A 21,524-nucleotide genomic window follows, 5' to 3' on the forward strand; every position below is an offset into this window, starting at 1 on the left:
AAACTAAAAGCTAGTATTTTATTCGTTTAGCTTTGGCGACAATATGTTCCGGCATTTTATTCGCGAGTTTCGCTAACGACATACTGATGCGCTTATGCACCTTTTTATCATCAGTTACTGCGTGATGTAACTGTGAGTATAGCTCTGGAAAGTCTAGTGGGCTGCCATGACCTTGGTTGTAAATTTCGGCTAGACGCAATTGCGCTTTTAAATTGTTCGATGCAGAAGCCGCTTTTAAATACATAATGGCTTTGTTTAAGTCAGGCTGCATAAACTTACCAACATGGTGATAACGGCCAAGCTGCTCTAACCCTTCAGGCAGCCCTTGATCGGCAGATAGCTGCATGTAGTAAAGACCAAGTTCAATGTCTTTTTCAATGCAAACGCCAAAGGCCAGCATATCGCCCCATAAAAATTGATACGATGGTAGTTTTGCCTTCACAGCACGTGCTTCAATATCTTGCACAAGCTGGCACTCATCTAGCACCACTTGACTCAAATGTTTATTTTCTTTGATTAAATCAAGTAATTGATTGTCCGTATAAATTTGCACCGCTTCAAAGCTTTGTGCCTTGCTTGGCAACGCAAATAGCCAAGATAGCGCTACAGTAAATAGAATAAAACAAAATCGCATTGTTAAAATACCAGCTTACCTACCATTTAAATTATTAGTCGGAAATACACTTCCGATTATTCATCAATTGCCCACTTGGTTTACGTACATTTACGCATGTCGTTAAACCAATAGCTCTGCCAATACTGCAAAGTATTGCCGTCTTAACTTCCGTTATCGGCAACAACAAATAAAGTCTTAGTCATAGCGTTAATTTATACCTCGCAATGGTGCTACCACATAGCAGCATTCTATGAGCCAAGAAACCGCTACACTAGTTGTGACAATGAGCGCGCCAAAAACATGGCGAACAATACTGTGGAACTCAACTGATAGGCTAAATAAAGCAATTTAGATACCAGTGTCACAAATCCCAATTTCAGGTGATTTTTCGCTTGCCTCATGCGCAAGAATTCTTAACAATTACAAAGTAGAAAAATAGTCGAGTGGACAGCTATGTCATCAATACAGCAGTTAATTGAAAACTCCAGAACCAATGAAGCAATCGCTAAAAAACTGTTTGAAATTGAGACAGAAATTCTTAGCTGCTCATCAAGCAAAGAGTTATTGCAAACGCTACTGACATTGATAAAAAACAAGTTCCAACTGCATGATATTCACCTACTGCTGATTGATCCTCCACCGCTCAGCTATATGTTAAGTCAAGTGGCTCAAACCGACTGGCACAAGCAACATACCCGTCAAATTAGTGCCGAACGACTAGCGCTATTCCATGGCGACGAAAAACCATTGTTAACCAATCAACTGGCAGAACTTGACTGTATTTTACCAACAAGCTTATTCGAAGGGGCAAAATCTGCCGCTTTTATTCCGGTAAAATTAGAAGGAAAGCTGTTTGGTAGTTTGCTGTTAACCGATCGCAGCAGCGGACGGTTTGCACCGGACTTAGGGACAATACACCTTGAGCAGCTGGCAGTTAAAGTCAGTCTTTGTTTATCTAATGTGCTGATTCGTGAACAACTCGAATATATGGCGAATTACGATCGCCTAACCGGCGTTGCCAATCGTCGCTTAATGGAAGTGACAATTACCGAAGAGTTAAGTCGCCAAAAACGCTACAACACGCCATTTTCACTGCTATTTATTGACTGTAATAAATTTAAGCAAATCAATGACACCTACGGTCACGATTGTGGTGACAAAGTGCTGATTTATGTTGCCAGCCAAATTAAAGAACTGATTCGCGATACTGACCATTGCTTTAGATACGCTGGCGATGAATTTGTCATTACGCTTGCCAACCAACGCCAACACGAAGCCGACCAAGTTGCACAGCGACTAGTGAGTTTCTTTGCGAATCATCAAATGCGTTACCAAGATAAGTTGCTGCCGGTTACTATTAGTTGTGGTGCTATTCAAAGTAATGGTGAACAAACAATGGATGACCTTTTAAAGCTGGCAGACCAAGCCCAATATCGCCACAAAGCAGCACATCCGACTCACTCTTAATTCATATCTTTAAACCAATTACATGGCTTATTAAATAGCTTTTCCCTGCGCTAATGGAGAGCCCAGCGCTAATAGGCAAGCCCTACTTTAGCACTTGCTTTTTGCACGCGTATCGCTGGCTTGATACTGATCACAATTACTGATGATTAGGCCGCCTCCTAAAATTGCAATGCCCCCCTTGACGTCTACACTTAACATTAACACCACTGGCAGGTTACATGGTTCGCTACCCTTGCTCGATTGTTTTATTAAATAGACAAAACGGAATGGCAGTAAATGATTATTGAAGTAGGGATAACCAAAATAAAACTGGGACAATACATTGTTGATATTGTTGAACAAACTGGCACCTATCAACTGAAAGGTCCTGGCCATGTTAAGTCGCAAGCGATCATTGATCACCTCGCTAATCACGGTGTTTCCAGTGTTCTAATTGACACTAGCAAGTCACTAGTTATCAAAAATTCAGACAATGGTGACATTCAGTTTACTCGTCCTGAGCAAACTGACACTTATATAGAACCATTGGCCTTCGAAATCAGTCAAGCAAAAGCCCTATTTTCCCATTCAAAAAGTATTCAACGACAACTCTTGCGCAATATCATGAACGATATTGACGTCGACCTTGCACCTGTTAAAGAAGTAACCGATGACGCTGTAGAGGCAGTGTTTAAAAATCCAGATGCATTAGCCTGTGTACTCAATATCCGCATTAAAGATGACTACCTGCTGGAACATGCAGTTTCTGTTTCTATTTTGATGACCATATTTTGCCGTCATTTAGGCATTGAAAAGCGTTTAGCTAAAGAGGTTGCTATCGGCGCTTTTTTACACGATGTTGGCAAAGTCAAAATACCTGATGAAATTCTCAATAAACCGGCCAAGTTAACTCCTGAGGAGTTTGCGGTAATGCAAACTCATGTTCAACACTCAATTGATATCATTAATAACATTGCTGGTATTTCAGATTTGAGCATGGAAGTCGCTGCCCTTCATCATGAAAAGCTCAATGGCTCAGGCTATCCATACCAATTGGCGGCTGATGATATTTCAATGTACGGCAGGATGATCACTATTTGTGATATTTTCGATGCGCTTACTGCAAACCGAGTCTACAAGGCAGGCTACTGCCATATTAAAGCGTTTAATATTTTAAGAAAGCTTGCTAAAGATGGGGAGCTTGATCAAATTCTGGTTGATCAATTTATCCGCTGCATGGGAGTTTACCCGATAGGCTCTTTGGTCGAACTAAACGCCAATCGCTTAGCCATTGTTGAAGCAAGAACCGATGACCCAACTCGCCCAAAAGTTCGCTCGTTTTACGATATTGATCACCGCCACTACACCATGGCTGAAGATATTGATTTATCAAGTACTGAAGGTATCGTAATTAAGAGTGTGCGGGCCGATGATTTTAATCTAGAAATGAATAAAATTGTCGAGTTTTTAATGCTGCAAGGCTAACGCACTATAAATAGATATTAGACAAGTTAAACACAAGCCAAGTAGCGACTTTGCTTGTGTTTACAGACATTAGGTTTTCTCAGTCTTGCTTGTTATTGGGTTCAAGCACATTCAAATGAAAACTAATCTAACTTAAAGTTAGCAACTAACTTATTTAGGCTTCTTGCCATTTCGTTTAATTGTTGACTGTCATCAGCCATTTCATTGAGGTTAGATGAATTGTGCTGCGCGACTTCCGCAATGGCTGCTACGTGCGGCGTAATTTCACCAACCACGTTAGACTGCTCTTCCGTTGCTGAAGCTATTTGAAAGTTCATCTCATTGACTTGCGCCATGTTGCCAACAATTTCTTCCAAGTGCTCACCTGACTTAGTCGCTTGTGCCAAGCTCGAATTACTCAGTTCAACGGATTGCGCGATAGACTCAACTACCACTTGGGTTTGCTCTTTAAATGACTCAATCGTGGTTTTAATTTCCTCTGCCGACTGGTGACTGCGAGACGCAAGGCTGCGCACTTCATCAGCAACCACGGCAAAGCCTCGACCATGCTCACCAGCGCGAGCCGCTTCAATCGCAGCGTTTAACGCTAATAAGTTAGTTTGCTCTGACACCGAACGAATCACTTCCAAAATAGCGTCAATCGATTCAGTGTTATCGGATAATTGATTAACTAAATCGGTAGTTTCTGCTAACTGTGAGGTTGTACTATTCACCGTCGCTAAGGTTTCTACCACTGACTCTGTACCTTGATTTGCTAGATCCTCAGCGGCTTTTGAGTAGTCAGCAGCTGACTGGGCATTATTGGCAATTTCTCTTGCAGTAACCCCCATTTCATCAATTGCCGTAGCGACTTGCTCGGTGTTTTGTGTTTGCACTGAAAGCTCGTCAGTCATCTCTGAGGTTTTAACATCTACATGACTAACCGAACTTTGTAATTCATCAGCGGCACGAGAAACCTGACGTAAAATATCGGCTAGGTGCTCAACAAAGTTGTTGTAGCCGCGCGCCATTCGACCCACTTCATCAGTTCTAGACTCGTCTAAGCGAATCGTTAAATCACCACCACCTTGGCCAATTTGCTCTAATAATTTGGTCATATCACTAAACGGTGAAATAAGACGCGTGATTACTAGCGTAACAAATACTAGAAATACCACAGCGATAATAACGCCAAGTAAAACAAGCGAGTAGGTTAGGCTATCAAGTTGCCCGAAAACGTCGTCGTAAGGCACGTCAGCAACAATATACCAGCCAAGATCAGCCAAGTAGCTGCTGGCTAATAAACTATGGTGCTCAGCATTGCTTAGTTCATAACTGGCAAATGCCTGTTTCGTAAGAAGTGCCGATTTGTCTACGCCAATGTGTGAGAAGTAATTTTGGCCAACCTTGTCGGCATCTGGGTGCGCAGCAATCTTACCGTCGCCGTCAACCAAAAAAACGATGCCCTTTTCGCCAATTTTATATTGTCTAATAAGCTCAGCCATACTATCGACGGCAAAGCCGACACCTGCAAGCGCTTTAAACTGACCATCAATTTCAACACGGTAGTTTACGAACAAGGTCATTTTGCCATTCGCCTCGTCAACATTAATAACTACAGCAAAAGGCTTACCACTGGCTTTAAAACCGTAGAACCAAGAGAAGCCGGGATCATTGGGGGTAACTTTCGTTAAAATTCCATCCGCCGTGTAGTAGTTACCTGTAATATCTGAAACATAGAATGAAGAGGTTGCATTAAACTCCTCTTTAATCGCTTTTAGGTAGTTAGACAACTTAGCACTGTCTTGCTCACCACTCGCTAAGAATTGTTTGTAATCAGGATTGGTTGCCAACACGCGAGAAACAGCAATTGGGCGCTGTAAGTCAGTATTGATACTGTTGGCTACCTCCCCCATTACGGCAGGAAGTTGCTTATCTACTGTGTTAGACAGCACAATATCTCGCGTGTTAATAATGCTAAAAGTACTAACAAGCGCAATGGCTAAAACAATTACGATTGCTGACGCTGCAACAACTTTAGAACGAATATCAAGTTTCATTGATTCCCTATTACATTTTTAAATGGGCTAGTGGCTAATGCCAATATGAGTGATTTGAGTGAACAGTTTTCTCGGCTTAACGATCGAAAACCGACATAGTAAGTGCAATAAGCCAGCTATTCCTTATTGCCTGCCGCACATTTTTTAAACTGTTCTGATGAATTTCGCGCGCATTATAAAGCAGTGAACCTACAGTGCAATCACAACCTTTAACCAGTTACAGCAAATTAACAATTTTGCAACCTATCGTTACGTTATTTCAACACTACATAACTCAGCTTACAAACCTAACAATTAGTTGCTTGGGCATTAGGTTAAAGGTCACTTAAAGCCAAGCGGCGAAAGGTAAAAGTCCTGTATCTATAGATCGGTAGTTAGCCTCAGAAATATAGGATTTACCAGTAAGCTAGATTCAAAGTTAAAGCGCTTATTATGAATAAAAAACTAAAAGGCCGAGTTCATGACTCGGCCTGCTTTTAACAAATTTAACTTGGTGGCTTTACCTTTAATTTTGCAGCTTATCACGATCAACTTATTACAACTAACTTAGTCCAACTAACGTAGAGTAAGCAAAGCAGAATTAAACTCGTAGCAGTTATTCAATCAAACATTAGTTGTGACATTAAATGGGATGTTAATTGAAACACTCATAGAGTAACGAATACAGCCACACGCTCGACCGATTAATAAAGGCTTATCAAGTTAGGTTATAATTACCTCAATTTGAATTAACAAACTGTTAACACGCACTAACCTTTAGGAGTTTTCTAATTTGCGTATTTCCATTAATACATTGGTAATGAGTATTTTTCTATTTAGCGCAACTTCGTTGGCTAAAGAAACTATAGTTGCCTCTGTATCACCTGGTTTTCCTGATGGGCTACATGCAAAGTACTTTCAATTTCTGGCCGATGAGCTCAACCAAAACATTCGCATCAAACCTTTACCACTTGCCCGCCGAGTCAAAGAGTTAGAAAAAGGAGATGTCGATATTATTATATTTGGTAAAGATGATAACCCTGCGCTAGTTGCCTTGATGCCAGCGTACACTGCGGTTACGGAAATGCTCTTTGTCAGCGCGGATGATCGCGACAAAATTGCTAATACAAAACAGCTAAAAGCTGCAATAATTGGGCTCAGCCAAGGGGCAAATAGCTATTCAATGTTTGAAAAAGAAGATTATTCAAACAAAGTGAGAGTTAAATCGCTTAGTCAAAAAATTCAGTTACTTGAGCGAAAGCGTATCGATGGCTTTTTCCATACCGCACTTAGCACGAATCAAGTGCTGACTGAACGAAAACTTAGCGATGCGATTATGCCTTCGAGATGGCAACCAACATCATTAAAAAGCAGCTCGCATTTTATTATTTCAAAAAAATCACATCTTTTCGCGCACAAAGATGAATTAGAAAAGGTCATCGAAAAAGCGAAACGCGAAGGAAAATTTAAGCAAATTCGTAGTCAATACTACCAACGCAAAAAATAAAAAAGCCCCAAAGGTTTCTAAAACTTTGGAGCTTTTGTTTAGTTCAAACGTTATTAATAACGATTAGAACGAGTAGCTAACTTTTCCGTACACAAATCGACCCGTGAAACCATATGGTGCAAACGGAGAATAAGCGAAAATACGGGTAAAAGTGGTCACATCGTCAATCAAGTTACGGCTTGCATCTGGGTATTGATCGAATACATTGTTCGCGCCGACACTTAACGATAAGCCATCAGTTAATTGGTAAGCGACATCAATGTCTGTAACCCACTCGGTAGGGATCACTTCGTTACGCGCTGGGTTAATTGATGGGTCTTGCGTTTCACCGTAACGAGTGGTGCGCAACGTTGCCTTAACATCATCAAAGTTCCATGTCGCACTTAAGTTCAGCTTACTTTTTGGCGAGCCCACTTCAAAGCGCAAAATTTCTGTGCCTGAGAACAAGTTACCTTGATCAACACCTGCACCTTGTAGTGCCGCTGGTGGCTCAATAATGTTAGTCACTTCATTGTCGTTATAGTTGTAACCTGCGTTTAATAACACATTGCCGTATGTGTTTAGGTCTAACGAATAAGTGGCGACCACATCAACACCTTCTGTGCGGCTATCAATGGCGTTTGAGAAGAAACGTGCACGCGTAGCGCCAGTTCCTGCCAATAAGCTTTCAATACCTGGGCCTGAAAGGTTGTTTGATAAAACAATACGATCATCAATATCAATGCGGTAAGCATCGATTGATAAGCTAAATTCCGCCACTGGTGTCCAAGTAATACCGCCAGCGATGCTTACTGACTCTTCTGCGTCTAAGCCCGGCGAGCCTAATGCTTTAGCAACATCACTGCCCGGTGCAAAGGTGCCCGTTTCTACTGGCACAGAATCGACAAACGTGGTTTGAATATTGGTAAAAAACTGCTGCTGTAGTGATGGCGCTCTAAAACCTGTTGATGCTGATAAACGCAAAGCAAGTTCTTCGGTTAAGCTAAAGCGGTTAGCAATTTTACCATTTAACGTTGAGCCAAAATCTGAGTAGTCTTCGTAACGCGCCGCGACCGTCATGTTCCAAAAGTCAGTAACGTCGGTTTCTAAGTCGATATAAGCACTAACATTATGGCGACTATTGTCGCCTGCAGATGCTGGGCTAAAGCCAACAAAGACTTGTGAACCTGCTGCGCCAAAAGCGTCGTCATTTGAAGTGCGCACGGCGCCACCACGCCCAAATTCACCGCGTTGATACGACGCTGCTTCGCCCGCTTCAATTTCATAACTTTCGTGGCGATACTCAACACCAAACGCTACGTTCAAGCCGTTTTCAAATAATGCTGATTCAAATACACGGCTAAAATCAGCGTTTAATGTAAGCTGATCGTAAATCAAACTACCGGCATCAATATCAGTAGGGCTTTGTGCACCAAACGAGGTATTCAAGCTATTTTCGACGCCAAATTGGAACTGATCGCGACCATAAACCGCTGAAACATCGTAGTTCCACTCTTCTAATACATAACCTTTAACCCCAGCGGCTAATGAGTAGTCGTTGATTTTTGAGGTAATGCGCGGCGCAAAGCCGTCTGGATAAATGGCTTGAACATTGCGGCTGTCTTTGGCGCGGCGGTAAAAGCCGCCACTTTCACCTTCTCGGCCACTGTATGAGCCAAAGGCGTAAAGTTCAGTATCTTCATCAAGGTAATACCCCGCATTAACAAAAACTGCGATATCTTCTACTTCACCATTGCCAAAGGTATGGTTGTAACGGTTAATTGTTAGTTCTCTAGGGTCTAATGAGCCATCTGCTTGGCGTTCGTAATTTTCACGTGGATCAAAGTCAGCACGGTTGGCGGTATTGCGATCTCGATATTCCAAAGACACATTAACAAAGCCGTCTTGGCCTAAAGCAAAACCAGAATTAGCACGCAGTGTTAACGTTTGTCCGTCAGTCACATCGCGGTCACCACCTGTTTCAAAGGCTAAGTTGCCGTCTTCGCCAACACTAACACCTTCTAAATTTGGCACCCCTTCCATTTCAGTAACATTACCACCGTAAGTAACTGACACTTCACCGCCACTTGATGCGTTTTTTAGTACAATGTTGATCACACCAGCAATCGCGTCTGAACCATACTGTGCTGCCGCACCGTCACGCAGTACTTCAATACGCTCAATGGCATTCACCGGAATCGCGTTTAGATCAACCGCTGAAGAGCCGCGGCCTGCTGAACCACCTAAGTTCAATAAAGCGCTGGTATGACGGCGCTTGCCATTGATTAAGACTAAAGTGTGATCTGGCGCTAAACCGCGTAGCTGAGCTGGGCGAACGTGATCGGTACCGTCGGTTAATGAAGGCTGAGGAAAGTTAAAGCTAGGTAGTAAAGTGTTTAATAGCTGATTCGTTTCTGTCAGGCCGGTTCCCGCTAGCGTATCAGCGTCCAGAATATCAATAGGCACAGGGCTGTCTTCAATGCTGCGCCCTAAACGGCGAGAACCAATAATGCTGATTTTTTCAATTTCTTGTTCATTTGCCGTTTCAGCAAATGCAACATTTGTCGCAACACTGCCAGCAGATGCTGCGGTTGCAATAGCCATAGCAATAAGAGAAGGCTTAAAGTAAGTCATAACACTACCTAGAAAAAAGTCTGGGAATAAATATGAAACGCTAACGCGCTAGTTAACGTTGATAAATGGCACTTGACCGACAGTTGTTGATGACACAGAAAGGAGCGATCAAGTAATGTTATTATTTTATCATTGGTTGACCACATGTATTTAGAACTAGATGGACTAACAAATTACGAATGGTTTCGTGATTCGTGTAATAACACTTAAACCTCTTTGCGATTGCATAAATTAACTCTTTGCGATTGTCTGAATTAAATAGTGGCAAGATAGCTTTCTCTATCTAGGCAATAACCGAGAACGACTACACAACAAAGTTTCAAACAAGTATTTACGTAAATTTCACATAAAATATATACCCGAAAAAAAGTTATCTCGATTGCTTACTAAGTGAGCAGCTAGATATTGCATACTGATAACCTTGCTCTACAATTTCGGGCTTATTTAGAATTTATAGCCATGCTCAAACCCTCACTTCCTGCGAATGAAACAAGTCGAATAGCGTCGCTTAAAAAGCTGAATATTTTAGACACAGCACCTGAAGATAAATATGACCGTCTGACCCAATTTGTTTCGCAACTTTTTGGTGTTCCTATTGCCCTATTTTCCATCGTTGATAGCAAACGAACTTGGTATAAATCGAGAATTGGAATAGATGCAAAAGAATCGCACCGCAATGATTCTTTTTGTGCGCACGCCATTCTTCAAGAAGAAAGCTTTATCGTGCAAGACACATTAAAAGACAAACGCTTTGCGGAAAATCCGTTTGTATTGAACAAACCTGATATCAGATTTTACGCCGCTCAACCAATAAAGTCTCCTGAAGGGTTCAATATTGGCTCATTGTGTTTAATCGATAACAAGCCGAAAGAATTTAATTTAGCCTCACAGCGGCAGTTAAAACAAATCGCCGCTATTATTGAACTTGAGCTTGCCGCACGAAATGGCAAAGCATATTGCCTTGAAAGCCAGTTGCTTAATCATGATGGGTTTAATCAAATAGCCACAATTGGTCAAAAGATTTGCCGAGATGCTGATATCCCGCTAGCCGTTATGTACTTTTATGTAAAAGGTTTAGCTGGATTAAAGGATTCAAAACCCGATAGCTATACAACGATCCTCAAGATTGTTGTCGATTCTTTGAAATTAAGCTCTACTGGCTCAGACGTTATTGCACGATATGAAGAATCTGGCTTTGTTGGCCTATTTTCAAATTGCTCAATGGATTCGTTAACTAGCACAGCTCAACAAATAACAAACCTTGTTAACAACAACCTACACCACAGGCGCATTAGCAATATTGAAGTGATTTGCGGTTTAGCCGAAGACGACGGGAAGCAATCGCTCGACGAGTTAATTTTTAACGCTTATATGGCTCACTATTTTAATGCCAGAAACTAACGAACAATACGCTAATTTCGGCACTACCTCGAATACGGAAAATAACATGCTTTAATATCAGTGAAATAACACAAAGACGTATTGGCGAGTGTTATCAAGTTAGTTGCACAAACATAGGATTGGAGCTTGAGGCAGGAGCGAAATTTGAGTTTTTACAGGCAGTAGAAACAAAAAAACCTGCATTAAGCAGGTTTATTAGTTTTCTCTTTTAGAGAAAATGGTACCGGAGGCCGGACTTGAACCGGCACGCCCGCAAAGGCAACGGATTTTGAATCCGTCGTGTCTACCAATTCCACCACTCCGGCAACACATGTCGTTTCGTTAACTAACGAAAGTGCTTGGCATTATACGAAAAGATCTTGATGAATCAATCCTTTTTATCAGTAAACAAGGCTAAGTGGCGATTAATTATGCGAATGGCATATAAATCCTGTTTTACTTAGGCTGCGAGACAAGCACACTACCTTCCCCACGTAACTTAAGCTTGGGTTTGTTAAGTAGAGCGCTGTATACTAGCCCCTTAATGTAATCCGAATTTACTAAGCTTATCTCCCCCTATGGCTAAACAAGAAACGGCTAAACAAGAAACGGCTAAACAAGAAGATACCACTTTTGTCCGTTATACCGAATTTCCTCGCGCTGGCTTTTTCCGTCGTTTTGGCTCTTGGGTTTATGATGCATTGATCGCCATTGCGGTTTATATGGTCGCGGGTGCCATAGGCTTTGGACTTTTCGCCTTGGCTGCCAATATTGGTTTGGTGGATACGGCAGGATTTGATCATCTAATTGATGTTAAAGAGAGCTCTATCATTTACCGAATATTAGTGGATGGCTGGGGCATTGGCTGGGTCGCGTTTTTCTTCATTTATTTTTGGGCACGTAACGGCCAGACTATCGGTATGAAAGCATGGCGACTGCGAGTACAGAATTTAGACGGCAGTGTTATCGATAAAAAAACAGGCTTAAAGCGCTTGTTACCAACACTTTTGGGATTAGGGAATTTCTTAGTACTGTTTGATAGAAAGAATAAGCAGAGCCTGCAAGATAAACTTACCAATACCGAAGTTGTTGTTTTATCACTTGCTGCCAATGAGCCAAGACGTTAACCCAAAACTGAAGACAGAGTGTTAAAGGGCGAGTGCTGAAGAAAGACTATTGAAGATCGAATAACAACAAAAAGAGCAGCTAAATCGCTGCTCTTTTGATTTATCGATTTGGTTTATTGGTTTTAGTTTGTCGGTCTTGCTTTATGCCTTTCGCTTCATCAAGAACAGCGCGACACTGACAAACAAGATGCTCGGCATAACTGCCCCAATAATTGGCGGCAACTGATATACCAAGCTTAAACTACCAAACACTTGGTTGGTGATGTGAAACAACAAGCCAGTCAATACACCCATCATGATGCGCGCCCCCATCGACACTGAGCGCAGTGGGCCGAAGATAAACGACAAAGCAACCAAGAGCATGACCGCAACAGTTAATGGCTGAACCAATTTTCGCCAAAATGCTAACAAGTAACGACTTTGATCTTGCTCGTTTTGTGAAAGATATTCTAAGTAGCTAACCAAGCCTTGTACCGACAGCGACTCTGGTTTTACTGTTACCACACCGAGTTTTTCCGGCGTTAAGCTGGACTGCCACGCCAACGTTTCAAACGTTTCTTCAACTACCGCGCGATCGGTGACTTTTGTGTCTTTGACATTGCTAAGTTGCCAAGCACCGTCTGCAAAAGTTGCTGAATCTGCCGATAGCCAGCTCTCTAGCTTTAATGACTCATCAAAGCGATAGACTTGCACCTTGTTTAGCGTGCCTTGATCTTCTACTTCCGTAATATGAACAAAGTAATCGCCATCTTTCGCCCACACACCATTCTTCGCGGAAATTAGGCTACCACCCGAGATGGCTTGTGCTCTAAGTTCTCGTGCCGACGCTTCTCCTGCTGGCGCTAACCACTCACCTACCGCCATCGACACGATAATTAACAGCACCGCCGTTTTCATCGCCGATTTAACTATAGTAAGTTTTGACAAGCCTGCAGCTTGCATTACCACCAGCTCACTATTGCTGGCCAACATACCAATACCAATCAAGCCACCAATCAGCGCCGCCATCGGGAAGAATATTTCGATATCACGCGGCACCGCATATAAGACATAAAGCGCAGCATGCGCTAGCTCGTAGTTACCACGACCAACATCGCCCATTTGCTCAACAAACTTGATAATGCCACTGACACTGACAAACACCATAAGCGTGATAAATGTGGTTGAAGCAATAACACGGCCGATATAAGCATCTAAAATACGCATTATTGTTGCCTCCGCTCTAGCTCAGATTGAGCGGTTGATTTAACGTCGCTGGCTCTTCTATTTCTGGCTCGTTTGGGTAATCTAGCTTTTAAGCGCAAGCCACTAGTTCTACTTTGCATTAATAAACTCGCACCAAGCGCCAGAGCTATCAGGTGCACAGGCCAAAGCCCGACATAATAAGGTAGCGCGTTGCCTTCAACACCTGAGCGCATCGCCGTTAGTAACAAGAAGTAGGCGAGGAATAAAAGCAGTGCAGGTAACAATTTAGCGAATTTCCCTTGTCTTGGATTAACCACAGACAACGGCACTGCAACTAAGGTTAAAATAATACAAGCGAGTGGAAAGGCTAAACGCCACTGTATCGCGGCTTGTGCATCTTGCGAGTCATCTAACAGTAAGTCTTCGGTAGCAATCGCACTGATTTTTCGGCGTTTATGCTCAACTTTTTGATCTTGAATTTGAATGTAGTATTTGTCAAAAGCGACGGCGCGAAACTCGCCTGAATTAATATCGCTTTGATAACGTGTGCCATCTTCTAGTACCAAGCGCTGTGAGCCAGATTCTTCTTCAACAACGCGCCCTTTGTCTGCGTAAACTAGGCTGGAATTAATCACACTTTCAACGCCACCCGCTTCACTCGGTAGTTGGGCTACAAATACTTTGTTAAGCGAGCTGTCGGCTCTGTCTTTATCGTGGATAAACACCACCGCTTTATCGTTACCCGTTTTTTGAAAACGCCCCGCGACCATAGCACTGATGCCGGAATCGGCCGCCAGCCTTTCTTTTACTTGATATTCATATTCGGCCGCCATAGGCGCAAGGTACAGCGTAAATATCCCCGTAAATATCGCAGTGATTAAACTGAGTACGAGTGTGACTCGCACGACATACCATTCGCTGACTCCGCATGCATGCAATACCGTCATTTCACTGTCAGCATAGATGCGACCATAAGCGAGCAAAACGCCGAGGAATAAGCTCAATGGCAATAACATGCCCGCTAAATCAGGCATTTTCAGGCCAATAAACACCATAACCAGATGACCAGGAATCCCCCCTTCAGAGGCGTCATCAAGCACACGAACAAACTTCTGACTTATAAAAATGGTCATCAACACAAAGAAAACAGCAAGCTGCGCTTTAGCCACTTCCTTTAATAGATAACGAAATACAATCACTTAAACCTCAAATCGATAACCATGATTAAAAACTTAGTTTTTTTCTGACAATGGCGCAATTTTTAAGTAAAATTGCTATTTTTATACATAATTGAACGTACTTGCGCGTAGCAAACCCGTTGAATGTGGCTATAATTATAGCCCTTAGCCCTATCTAATTGATAGTAACCTAATAGGTTAATTAGATATTTTAGCTAGTTTATCTGTCGCTAAACGAGAGATCCAACGCTTTGTTTGGCTGATTTGTTGAGGTCAGAGACGGGTAAATACAAGTGAAATACAGTTTCGCACCAAAAAAGATAATTGCACGCAAGCAATCCAGTAGGAGAATTCATGGAATTTAGTGTAAAAAGTGGTAGCCCAGAAAAACAACGCAGCGCCTGTATTGTTGTTGGCGTTTTTGAACCTCGCCGTTTATCTGCTACTGCTGAACAACTAGACGAAATTAGTGAAGGTTACATTAGTAACTTACTGCGCCGCGGTGACTTAGAAGGTAAGTCAGGCCAAATGCTTTTACTTCATCACGTGCCAAACATTTTAAGTGAGCGCGTGCTACTTGTTGGTTGTGGTAAAGAGCGTGAATTAGACGAACGTCAATACCGTCAAATCATCAGTAAAACGATTAACACCTTAAATGAAACAGGCTCAATGGAAGCCGTATGTTTCTTATCTGAGTTGCATGTTAAGGGCCGTGATACCTACTGGAAAGTGCGCCAAGCCGTTGAAGCAACACAAGACTGCCTATACAGCTTTAACAGCTTAAAAACGCGTAAAGAAGAGCCTCGCCGCCCATTGCGTAAAATTGTTTTCAACGTACCAACGCGCCGTGAATTGCCAATTGGTGAACGAGCCATTACGCACGGTTTAGGTGTCGCTGAAGGTATCAATACCTGTAAAAACGTGGCTAACATGCCACCAAATATCTGTAACCCAGCTTACCTTGCCGAGCAAGCCAATATCTTAGCGAACGACTACGACAAAGTAACCACCGAAGTTGTTGGTGAGAAGCAAATGGAAGAACTGGGTATGGGCTCTTACCTTGCCGTTGGTCGCGGTTCGGCGAATGAATCTATGATGAGTATCATCAACTATCAAGGTGGTGATGAAGATCAAGCGCCCATTGTGCTGGTCGGCAAAGGTTTAACCTTTGATTCTGGTGGTATTTCAATTAAGCCAGGCGAAGCCATGGATGAAATGAAATACGACATGGGCGGCGCAGCTGGCGTGCTAGGTGCAATGCATTCACTAGCGGAATTAGACCTACCAATTAACGTCATTGGTGTATTGGCTGGTTGTGAAAATATGCCTGATGCCAATGCTTATCGCCCAGGTGATATTTTAACGACAATGTCAGGTCAAACAGTTGAAGTGTTAAACACTGATGCCGAAGGCCGCTTGGTGCTATGTGATGCATTAACTTACGTAGAACGCTTTGAACCAGAAGCGGTGATTGACGTGGCAACCTTAACTGGCGCTTGTGTCGTTGCCTTAGGTAAACATGCAACGGGCTTGATGAGTACGCATAACCCATTAGCACATGAACTACTTAATGCTTCTGATCAAAGCGGTGACCGCGCATGGCGTTTACCGTTATGGGATGACTACCATGAGCAGTTAGAAAGTCCATTTGCAGATTTCACTAACTTAGGTGGTCGTGCGGCAGGTGCCATTACTGCTGGTTGTTTCTTAGCTAAATTTACTAAGAAGTACCATTGGGCGCATTTAGATATAGCCGGTACAGCATGGCGCAGCGGCGGTAAAGACAAAGGTTCAACAGGTCGCCCGGTTAGCATGCTAACCCAGTTTTTACTCAACAAAAGTGGTGCCGAGCAAGGCGAATAATACGCCAGCTCTAACACAGAATAAAACGTTAGGTTGACTCGCGAATGCAAACCCAAGCAGTTTTTCATTTGATGCCTGATGGCAGCAGCGAACAAGCAAGACTACATTATGCCTGTAGCTTGGCTGCCAACTACTTTCGTCAACAGCAAAAGGTGTATATTTTCACCGAAGATCAGCAGTTGGCCCATCATGTTGATGAACTACTTTGGTCATTCGAGCCTGACAGTTTCGTACCACACAACCTAGTGGGCGAAGGCCCTAAGCAGGGGGCGCCAGTTGAAATCGGCTGGCAACCACCACGCGGCAGACGCGCAGTGCTAATTAATTTAGCACAAAACATGCCTGTGTTTGCCAACCAATTTTCACATGTAATGGACTTTGTACCAGCACCCGAGCAAGAAAAACAACTTGCCCGCGAGCGCTTTAAGGCTTGCCGCCAGTTAGGCTTTCAAGTCGACACGCACGCCGTATCGAATTAGGCCAAGCGAGTTAAACATAGCAGCTAGCTTTAGCAAACTAACACAGTACAAATGCCAAACATATTACGAACACAACTTACGCAGACAGACTTTAAAGATGGAAAAAACATTTAATCCTTCTGATATCGAACAGCAGCTTTACCAAAGCTGGGAAGAAAAAGGCTACTTTAGCCCTACAGGTGAAGGCGATGGCTACTCAATTGCTATTCCACCACCAAACGTTACTGGTAGCTTGCATATGGGTCATGCCTTCCAACAAACCATTATGGATACCTTAATCCGTTTCCAACGTATGCAAGGCAAAAAGACCTTATGGCAGTCAGGTACTGACCATGCTGGTATTGCTACGCAAATGGTGGTTGAGCGTAAAATTGGCGCGGAAGAAGACAAAACTCGTCACGATTACGGCCGTGATGCCTTTATCGATAAAATCTGGGAATGGAAAGCAGAGTCTGGTGGCAACATCAGTCAGCAAATGCGCCGCCTAGGCAACTCAATTGACTGGCAACGTGAACGCTTCACCATGGATGATGGCTTATCACATGCCGTGCAAGAAGTGTTTGTTCGCTTATATCAAGACGATTTAATTTATCGTGGTAAGCGCCTCGTTAACTGGGACCCTAAACTTCACACCGCTATTTCTGATCTTGAAGTTGAAAACAAAGACAAAAAAGGCCACATGTGGCACTTGCGTTACCCGCTTGCTGATGGTGCAAAAACCAGTGAAGGCCAAGATCACTTAGTAGTCGCCACTACTCGCCCAGAAACTATGTTAGGTGACACAGGTGTTGCGGTTAACCCAGAAGACCCACGTTACAAAGACTTAATTGGCAAATTCGTTGAGTTGCCGTTAGTTGGCCGTCGCATTCCAATTGTTGGCGACGAGCACGCGGATATGGAAAAAGGCACAGGTTGTGTGAAAATCACACCAGCGCACGACTTTAACGATAACGAAGTCGGTAAGCGTTGTGGCCTAGCCATGATCAATATCTTTGATAAAGATGCAGCAGTACTCGCCCAAGCTGAAGTTTACGACACCAACGGTGAGCCTTCTGACGCATTTGATACTGCCCTACCAGCTGAATTTGCTGGCCTTGACCGTTTTGAAGCGCGTAAAGCCATTATTGCTAAGTTCGACGAACTTGGCTTGCTAGACAGCATTAAAGATCACGACTTAGTTGCACCGTACGGTGATCGTTCAGGTGTGATTATCGAGCCACTATTAACTGACCAATGGTATGTACGCGTTGCACCACTAGCAAAACCGGCGATTGAAGCCGTTGAAAACGGTGACATTGAATTCGTTCCTAAGCAATACGAAAACATGTACTTTGCTTGGATGCGCGACATTCAAGACTGGTGTATTTCACGTCAGTTATGGTGGGGTCATCGAATCCCAGCATGGTACGACGACAACGGCAATGTATACGTAGGCCGAGATGAAGCGGAAGTACGCGCGACAAACGGCTTAGCTGACGACGTTGCACTTCGCCAAGACGATGATGTATTAGATACATGGTTCTCATCTGCCCTATGGACTTTCTCAACATTAGGTTGGCCAGCAAAAACGCCAGAGCTAGAAGACTTCCACTCTACTGATGTGTTAGTTACTGGTTTTGACATCATTTTCTTCTGGGTTGCCCGTATGATCATGATGACCATGCACTTTGTTAAAGATGACGACGGCAAGCCACAAGTACCATTTAAGCAAGTGTATGTAACAGGTCTCATTCGCGATGACCATGGCGACAAGATGTCGAAGTCGAAAGGTAATGTTATTGACCCTATCGATATGATTGACGGCATTTCATTAGATGAGTTGCTGACCAAACGTACTGGCAATATGATGCAGCCTCAACTGGCGGAAAAGATAGCCAAACGCACCAAGAAAGAATTCCCAGAAGGCATTGAAGCACACGGCACTGACGCGTTGCGCTTTACCTTATCAGCACTTGCTTCAACAGGTCGCGACATCAATTGGGATATGAAACGTTTAGACGGTTACCGCAACTTCTGTAACAAGTTATGGAACGCTAGTCGCTATGTGTTAATGAATACTGAAGAGCACGACTGCGGCAAGGCAGGCGGTGAGATGGAGTTCTCACTAGCGGATCGCTGGATCACTAGCCAATTCCAACAAACCGTAAAAGCTGTGCACGAAGCGTTTAACACATTCCGTTTCGACTTAGCGTCACAAGCGCTATACGAATTCACTTGGAATCAATTCTGTGACTGGTATTTAGAACTGACTAAACCAGTATTGTTCAAAGGCAGTGAAGCACAGCAACGTGGTACCCGTTACACGCTGGTAAACACGTTAGAAGCGCTATTACGCTTAATGCACCCTATCATGCCATTTATCACTGAAACGGTGTGGCAATCAGTTCAGCCGCTATCTGCGTTTGACGCTAAGGGTGATAGCATTATGATCCAAAGCTTCCCGCAATACGACGAAAGCGCAGTTGATGAACAAGCGCTGACGGATGTTGAGTGGGTCAAGCAGTTTATCGTCGCCATTCGTAATATTCGCGGCGAAATGGATATTGCGCCAAGCAAGCCATTACCTGTGCTGTTGACTAATGTGTCAGCAGAAGATCTGCGCCGTTTAGACGATAATGAGCAGTTCTTAAGCTCACTCGCGAAACTTGAGTCAATTCAGGTATTAGATGATGCCAGCGAAGCCCCAGCTTCTGCATCAGCAGTGATTGGCGAAATGACCGTGCTTATCCCAATGGCGGGTTTAATTGATAAAGATGCTGAGCTTGCTCGTTTAAGCAAAGGTATCGAAAAGCTGGAAAAAGACGTACAACGCGTGAAAGGTAAACTAAGCAACGAAAACTTCGTTGGCAAAGCGCCTGAAGCCGTTATCGAAAAAGAAAAAGCTAAGCTTGCAGAAGCAGAGTCAACGCTAGCGAAAATGCTAGAGCAAAAGGCGCAAATTGAAGCGCTTTAATTAGCTTTCGCGTTTTTGGGCTAACCCACATCTGGTAAGACCTCAAGGCCATTACAATCTGTAATGGCCTTTTCTTTTTATGTCATCTGTTTGCAACATAAATTATTTATTTTTTGCATGCTTAATGCTAATTCGTGTGTTAAGCTTATTTCGCGTTGAGTTTTTGCGTTCGGATGAAGGTTTTAATTAGCTATTTGTGTAGTAAGTTAAGTCACCTGACGCGTTTTGTGTTAATGGATATACCTTCCTCTGTCTGTACTTTTGGGTAGAGGGCATTTACTCCGTGAGCGACGGTAACGTCATTATTTAAATTTATTGACTACGGGAAAATTAGGTATGTCAGACACAGTAACTGGTAAAGTAAAATTCTTTAATGAGTCGAAAGGCTTTGGTTTCATCGAGCAAGAAAATGGCCCAGATGTATTCGTACACTTCAGCGCTATCCAAGGTTCAGGTTTCCGTACATTAACTGACGGTCAATCTGTTTCTTTCAGCGTTAAGCAAGGTCAAAAAGGCCCAGAAGCTGAGAACGTAACAGCTCTTTAATCTTTACACATTCGTAAAGGTTAAATACCAGATTCAAAAAAAGCAGCCATTTGGCTGCTTTTTTATTACCTCAAGCTTTTTGAGCTAGACGATATGAGGCTTGATCAAATCTTCAAGCACATCAATATGATCATCGCGATCATTAAGCGCAGGAATATAGTGATAGGTTTCCCCACCAGCTTCCATAAACTCTTCGCGATTTTCAGACTCAAGCTCTTCTAACGTCTCCAAACAGTCAGCACTAAATGCAGGACTAACAATGGCTACATGCTTATCACCATTTTGTGCTAACTCTGCCAACGTTGCATCTGTGTATGGCTTAAGCCATTCTGCTTTGCCAAAGCGCGACTGAAAGGTCATCACGAAGTCATCCTCACTCAGTTCAAGTGCCTCTGCCAATAAACGTGTGGTTTTCGCGCAGAAGCAGTAGTAAGGGTCACCATTATCATGGAACAGCTTAGGCATACCGTGGTAAGACAACACAAGCTTATCTGGCTTGCCATGCTGCTCAAAGTGCTCACGAATACTATTAGCAAGTGCTTTGATATACAGCGGATGGTCGTGATACGAACCGATGAAGTTCACACTTGGAATCCAACGCCACTGTTGAATTTCCTTCACCACAGCATCAAAGGCTGAGGCCGTGGTAGGGCCAGCATACTGCGGATATAAAGGCAGCACCACTAAGTTGTTGATACCACGTTGCTGCATTTGTTTGAGCACCGAGCTGACGCCTGGATTGCCATAGCGCATAGCAACATCCACGGTCACGTCTTCACCGTAAGTTTGATGTAGACGCTGCTTTACCTTGCCCATTTGGCGTTTACTAATGGCTAACAATGGTGAGCCATCTTTCGTCCAAATGCTTTTGTAAAGTTTGGCAGATTTCGCCGGCCTTACTCGCAAGATAATGCCATGAAGGATGATCATCCATACCAAGCGTGGAATTTCTACCACGCGAGGATCAGACAAAAACTCTTTTAAATAACGGCGCAGAGCGCTTGGAGTCGGTGCATCAGGTGTACCAAGGTTGACCAATAGTACACCAGTTTTTAAACGCTTATCGTGGATGCTTTTATCGAGCCCGATAAATCGAGACATACAGCTACCTTATCTCTTTTGTTGTCT

The 21,524-nt window shown here is 43.2% G+C and carries 15 protein-coding genes and 1 tRNA gene; 9 read left to right on the forward strand and 7 right to left on the reverse strand.

The window, feature by feature from the left end:
• Positions 1 to 10: 10 nt before the first annotated feature.
• Positions 11 to 634: a tetratricopeptide repeat protein gene (locus DXX92_RS16035; protein WP_116001485.1), complete on the reverse strand. Its 624-nt coding sequence runs from the start codon at positions 632 to 634 to the stop codon at positions 11 to 13.
• A 435-nt stretch (positions 635 to 1,069) separates the two neighbouring features.
• Between DXX92_RS16035 and DXX92_RS16040 the strand changes: the two genes are divergently transcribed.
• Together DXX92_RS16040 and DXX92_RS16045 are read left to right on the forward strand one after the other, a co-directional pair.
• Positions 1,070 to 2,083, forward strand: a complete 1,014-nt coding sequence (locus tag DXX92_RS16040; RefSeq protein WP_116001487.1) for a sensor domain-containing diguanylate cyclase — start codon at positions 1,070 to 1,072, stop codon at positions 2,081 to 2,083.
• A gap of 276 nt (positions 2,084 to 2,359) precedes the next feature.
• Entirely contained in the window at positions 2,360 to 3,547 is a 1,188-nt protein-coding gene (locus tag DXX92_RS16045; protein ID WP_116001489.1) for an HD-GYP domain-containing protein, read from the forward strand.
• 122 nt (positions 3,548 to 3,669) lie between these two features.
• Here the strand turns inward: DXX92_RS16045 and DXX92_RS16050 are convergent, their stop codons facing one another.
• Positions 3,670 to 5,586 carry a methyl-accepting chemotaxis protein gene (locus DXX92_RS16050; protein WP_116001491.1) on the reverse strand — a complete coding sequence of 639 codons (1,917 nt, stop codon included), beginning with the start codon at positions 5,584 to 5,586 and terminating at the stop codon, positions 3,670 to 3,672.
• A gap of 772 nt (positions 5,587 to 6,358) precedes the next feature.
• On the opposite strand from DXX92_RS16050, the gene DXX92_RS16055 reads away from it, so the two are divergent.
• Positions 6,359 to 7,072 (forward strand): substrate-binding periplasmic protein, encoded by a 714-nt coding sequence (locus DXX92_RS16055; protein ID WP_147301976.1) that lies wholly within the window; start codon positions 6,359 to 6,361, stop codon positions 7,070 to 7,072.
• A gap of 63 nt (positions 7,073 to 7,135) precedes the next feature.
• Here the strand turns inward: DXX92_RS16055 and DXX92_RS16060 are convergent, their stop codons facing one another.
• Entirely contained in the window at positions 7,136 to 9,685 is a 2,550-nt protein-coding gene (locus tag DXX92_RS16060) for a TonB-dependent receptor plug domain-containing protein (RefSeq protein ID WP_116001495.1), read from the reverse strand.
• Positions 9,686 to 10,144: 459 nt separating this feature from the next.
• Here DXX92_RS16060 and DXX92_RS16065 point away from each other — a divergent pair, with 459 nt between their 5' ends.
• On the forward strand, positions 10,145 to 11,086 hold the full coding sequence (locus DXX92_RS16065) for a GAF domain-containing protein (protein WP_147301977.1): 942 nt from the start codon (positions 10,145 to 10,147) through the stop codon (positions 11,084 to 11,086).
• A gap of 218 nt (positions 11,087 to 11,304) precedes the next feature.
• On the opposite strand, the gene DXX92_RS16070 is transcribed toward DXX92_RS16065, so the two are convergent.
• A tRNA-Leu gene (locus DXX92_RS16070) sits at positions 11,305 to 11,391 on the reverse strand.
• A gap of 252 nt (positions 11,392 to 11,643) precedes the next feature.
• Between DXX92_RS16070 and DXX92_RS16075 the strand changes: the two genes are divergently transcribed.
• Positions 11,644 to 12,192, forward strand: coding sequence for an RDD family protein (locus DXX92_RS16075; protein WP_116001499.1), 549 nt, complete (start codon positions 11,644 to 11,646; stop codon positions 12,190 to 12,192).
• Positions 12,193 to 12,333: 141 nt separating this feature from the next.
• Here the strand turns inward: DXX92_RS16075 and lptG are convergent, their stop codons facing one another.
• Positions 12,334 to 13,398: an LPS export ABC transporter permease LptG gene (gene lptG, locus DXX92_RS16080; protein ID WP_181901769.1), complete on the reverse strand. Its 1,065-nt coding sequence runs from the start codon at positions 13,396 to 13,398 to the stop codon at positions 12,334 to 12,336.
• Entirely contained in the window at positions 13,398 to 14,576 is a 1,179-nt protein-coding gene (gene lptF, locus DXX92_RS16085; protein WP_116001503.1) for an LPS export ABC transporter permease LptF, read from the reverse strand. Before lptF ends, lptG begins: the two co-directional genes overlap by 1 nt.
• 333 nt (positions 14,577 to 14,909) lie before the next feature.
• Between lptF and pepA the strand changes: the two genes are divergently transcribed.
• From pepA to DXX92_RS16105, 4 genes are all read left to right on the forward strand, one after another.
• Positions 14,910 to 16,418: a leucyl aminopeptidase gene (pepA, locus tag DXX92_RS16090; RefSeq protein ID WP_116001505.1), complete on the forward strand. Its 1,509-nt coding sequence runs from the start codon at positions 14,910 to 14,912 to the stop codon at positions 16,416 to 16,418.
• Between the two features lie 44 nt (positions 16,419 to 16,462).
• Positions 16,463 to 16,897, forward strand: a complete 435-nt coding sequence (locus DXX92_RS16095; protein WP_116001507.1) for a DNA polymerase III subunit chi — start codon at positions 16,463 to 16,465, stop codon at positions 16,895 to 16,897.
• A 97-nt stretch (positions 16,898 to 16,994) separates the two neighbouring features.
• Positions 16,995 to 19,850 (forward strand): valine--tRNA ligase, encoded by a 2,856-nt coding sequence (locus DXX92_RS16100; RefSeq protein WP_116001509.1) that lies wholly within the window; start codon positions 16,995 to 16,997, stop codon positions 19,848 to 19,850.
• Between the two features lie 336 nt (positions 19,851 to 20,186).
• Positions 20,187 to 20,396: a cold-shock protein gene (locus tag DXX92_RS16105; RefSeq protein WP_116001511.1), complete on the forward strand. Its 210-nt coding sequence runs from the start codon at positions 20,187 to 20,189 to the stop codon at positions 20,394 to 20,396.
• Between the two features lie 84 nt (positions 20,397 to 20,480).
• On the opposite strand, the gene hemH is transcribed toward DXX92_RS16105, so the two are convergent.
• Positions 20,481 to 21,497, reverse strand: coding sequence for a ferrochelatase (gene hemH / locus DXX92_RS16110; protein ID WP_116001513.1), 1,017 nt, complete (start codon positions 21,495 to 21,497; stop codon positions 20,481 to 20,483).
• Between the last annotated feature and the right edge of the window lie 27 nt (positions 21,498 to 21,524).

Source organism: Thalassotalea euphylliae (assembly GCF_003390395.1).
Taxonomy (GTDB): domain Bacteria; phylum Pseudomonadota; class Gammaproteobacteria; order Enterobacterales; family Alteromonadaceae; genus Thalassotalea_F; species Thalassotalea_F euphylliae_C.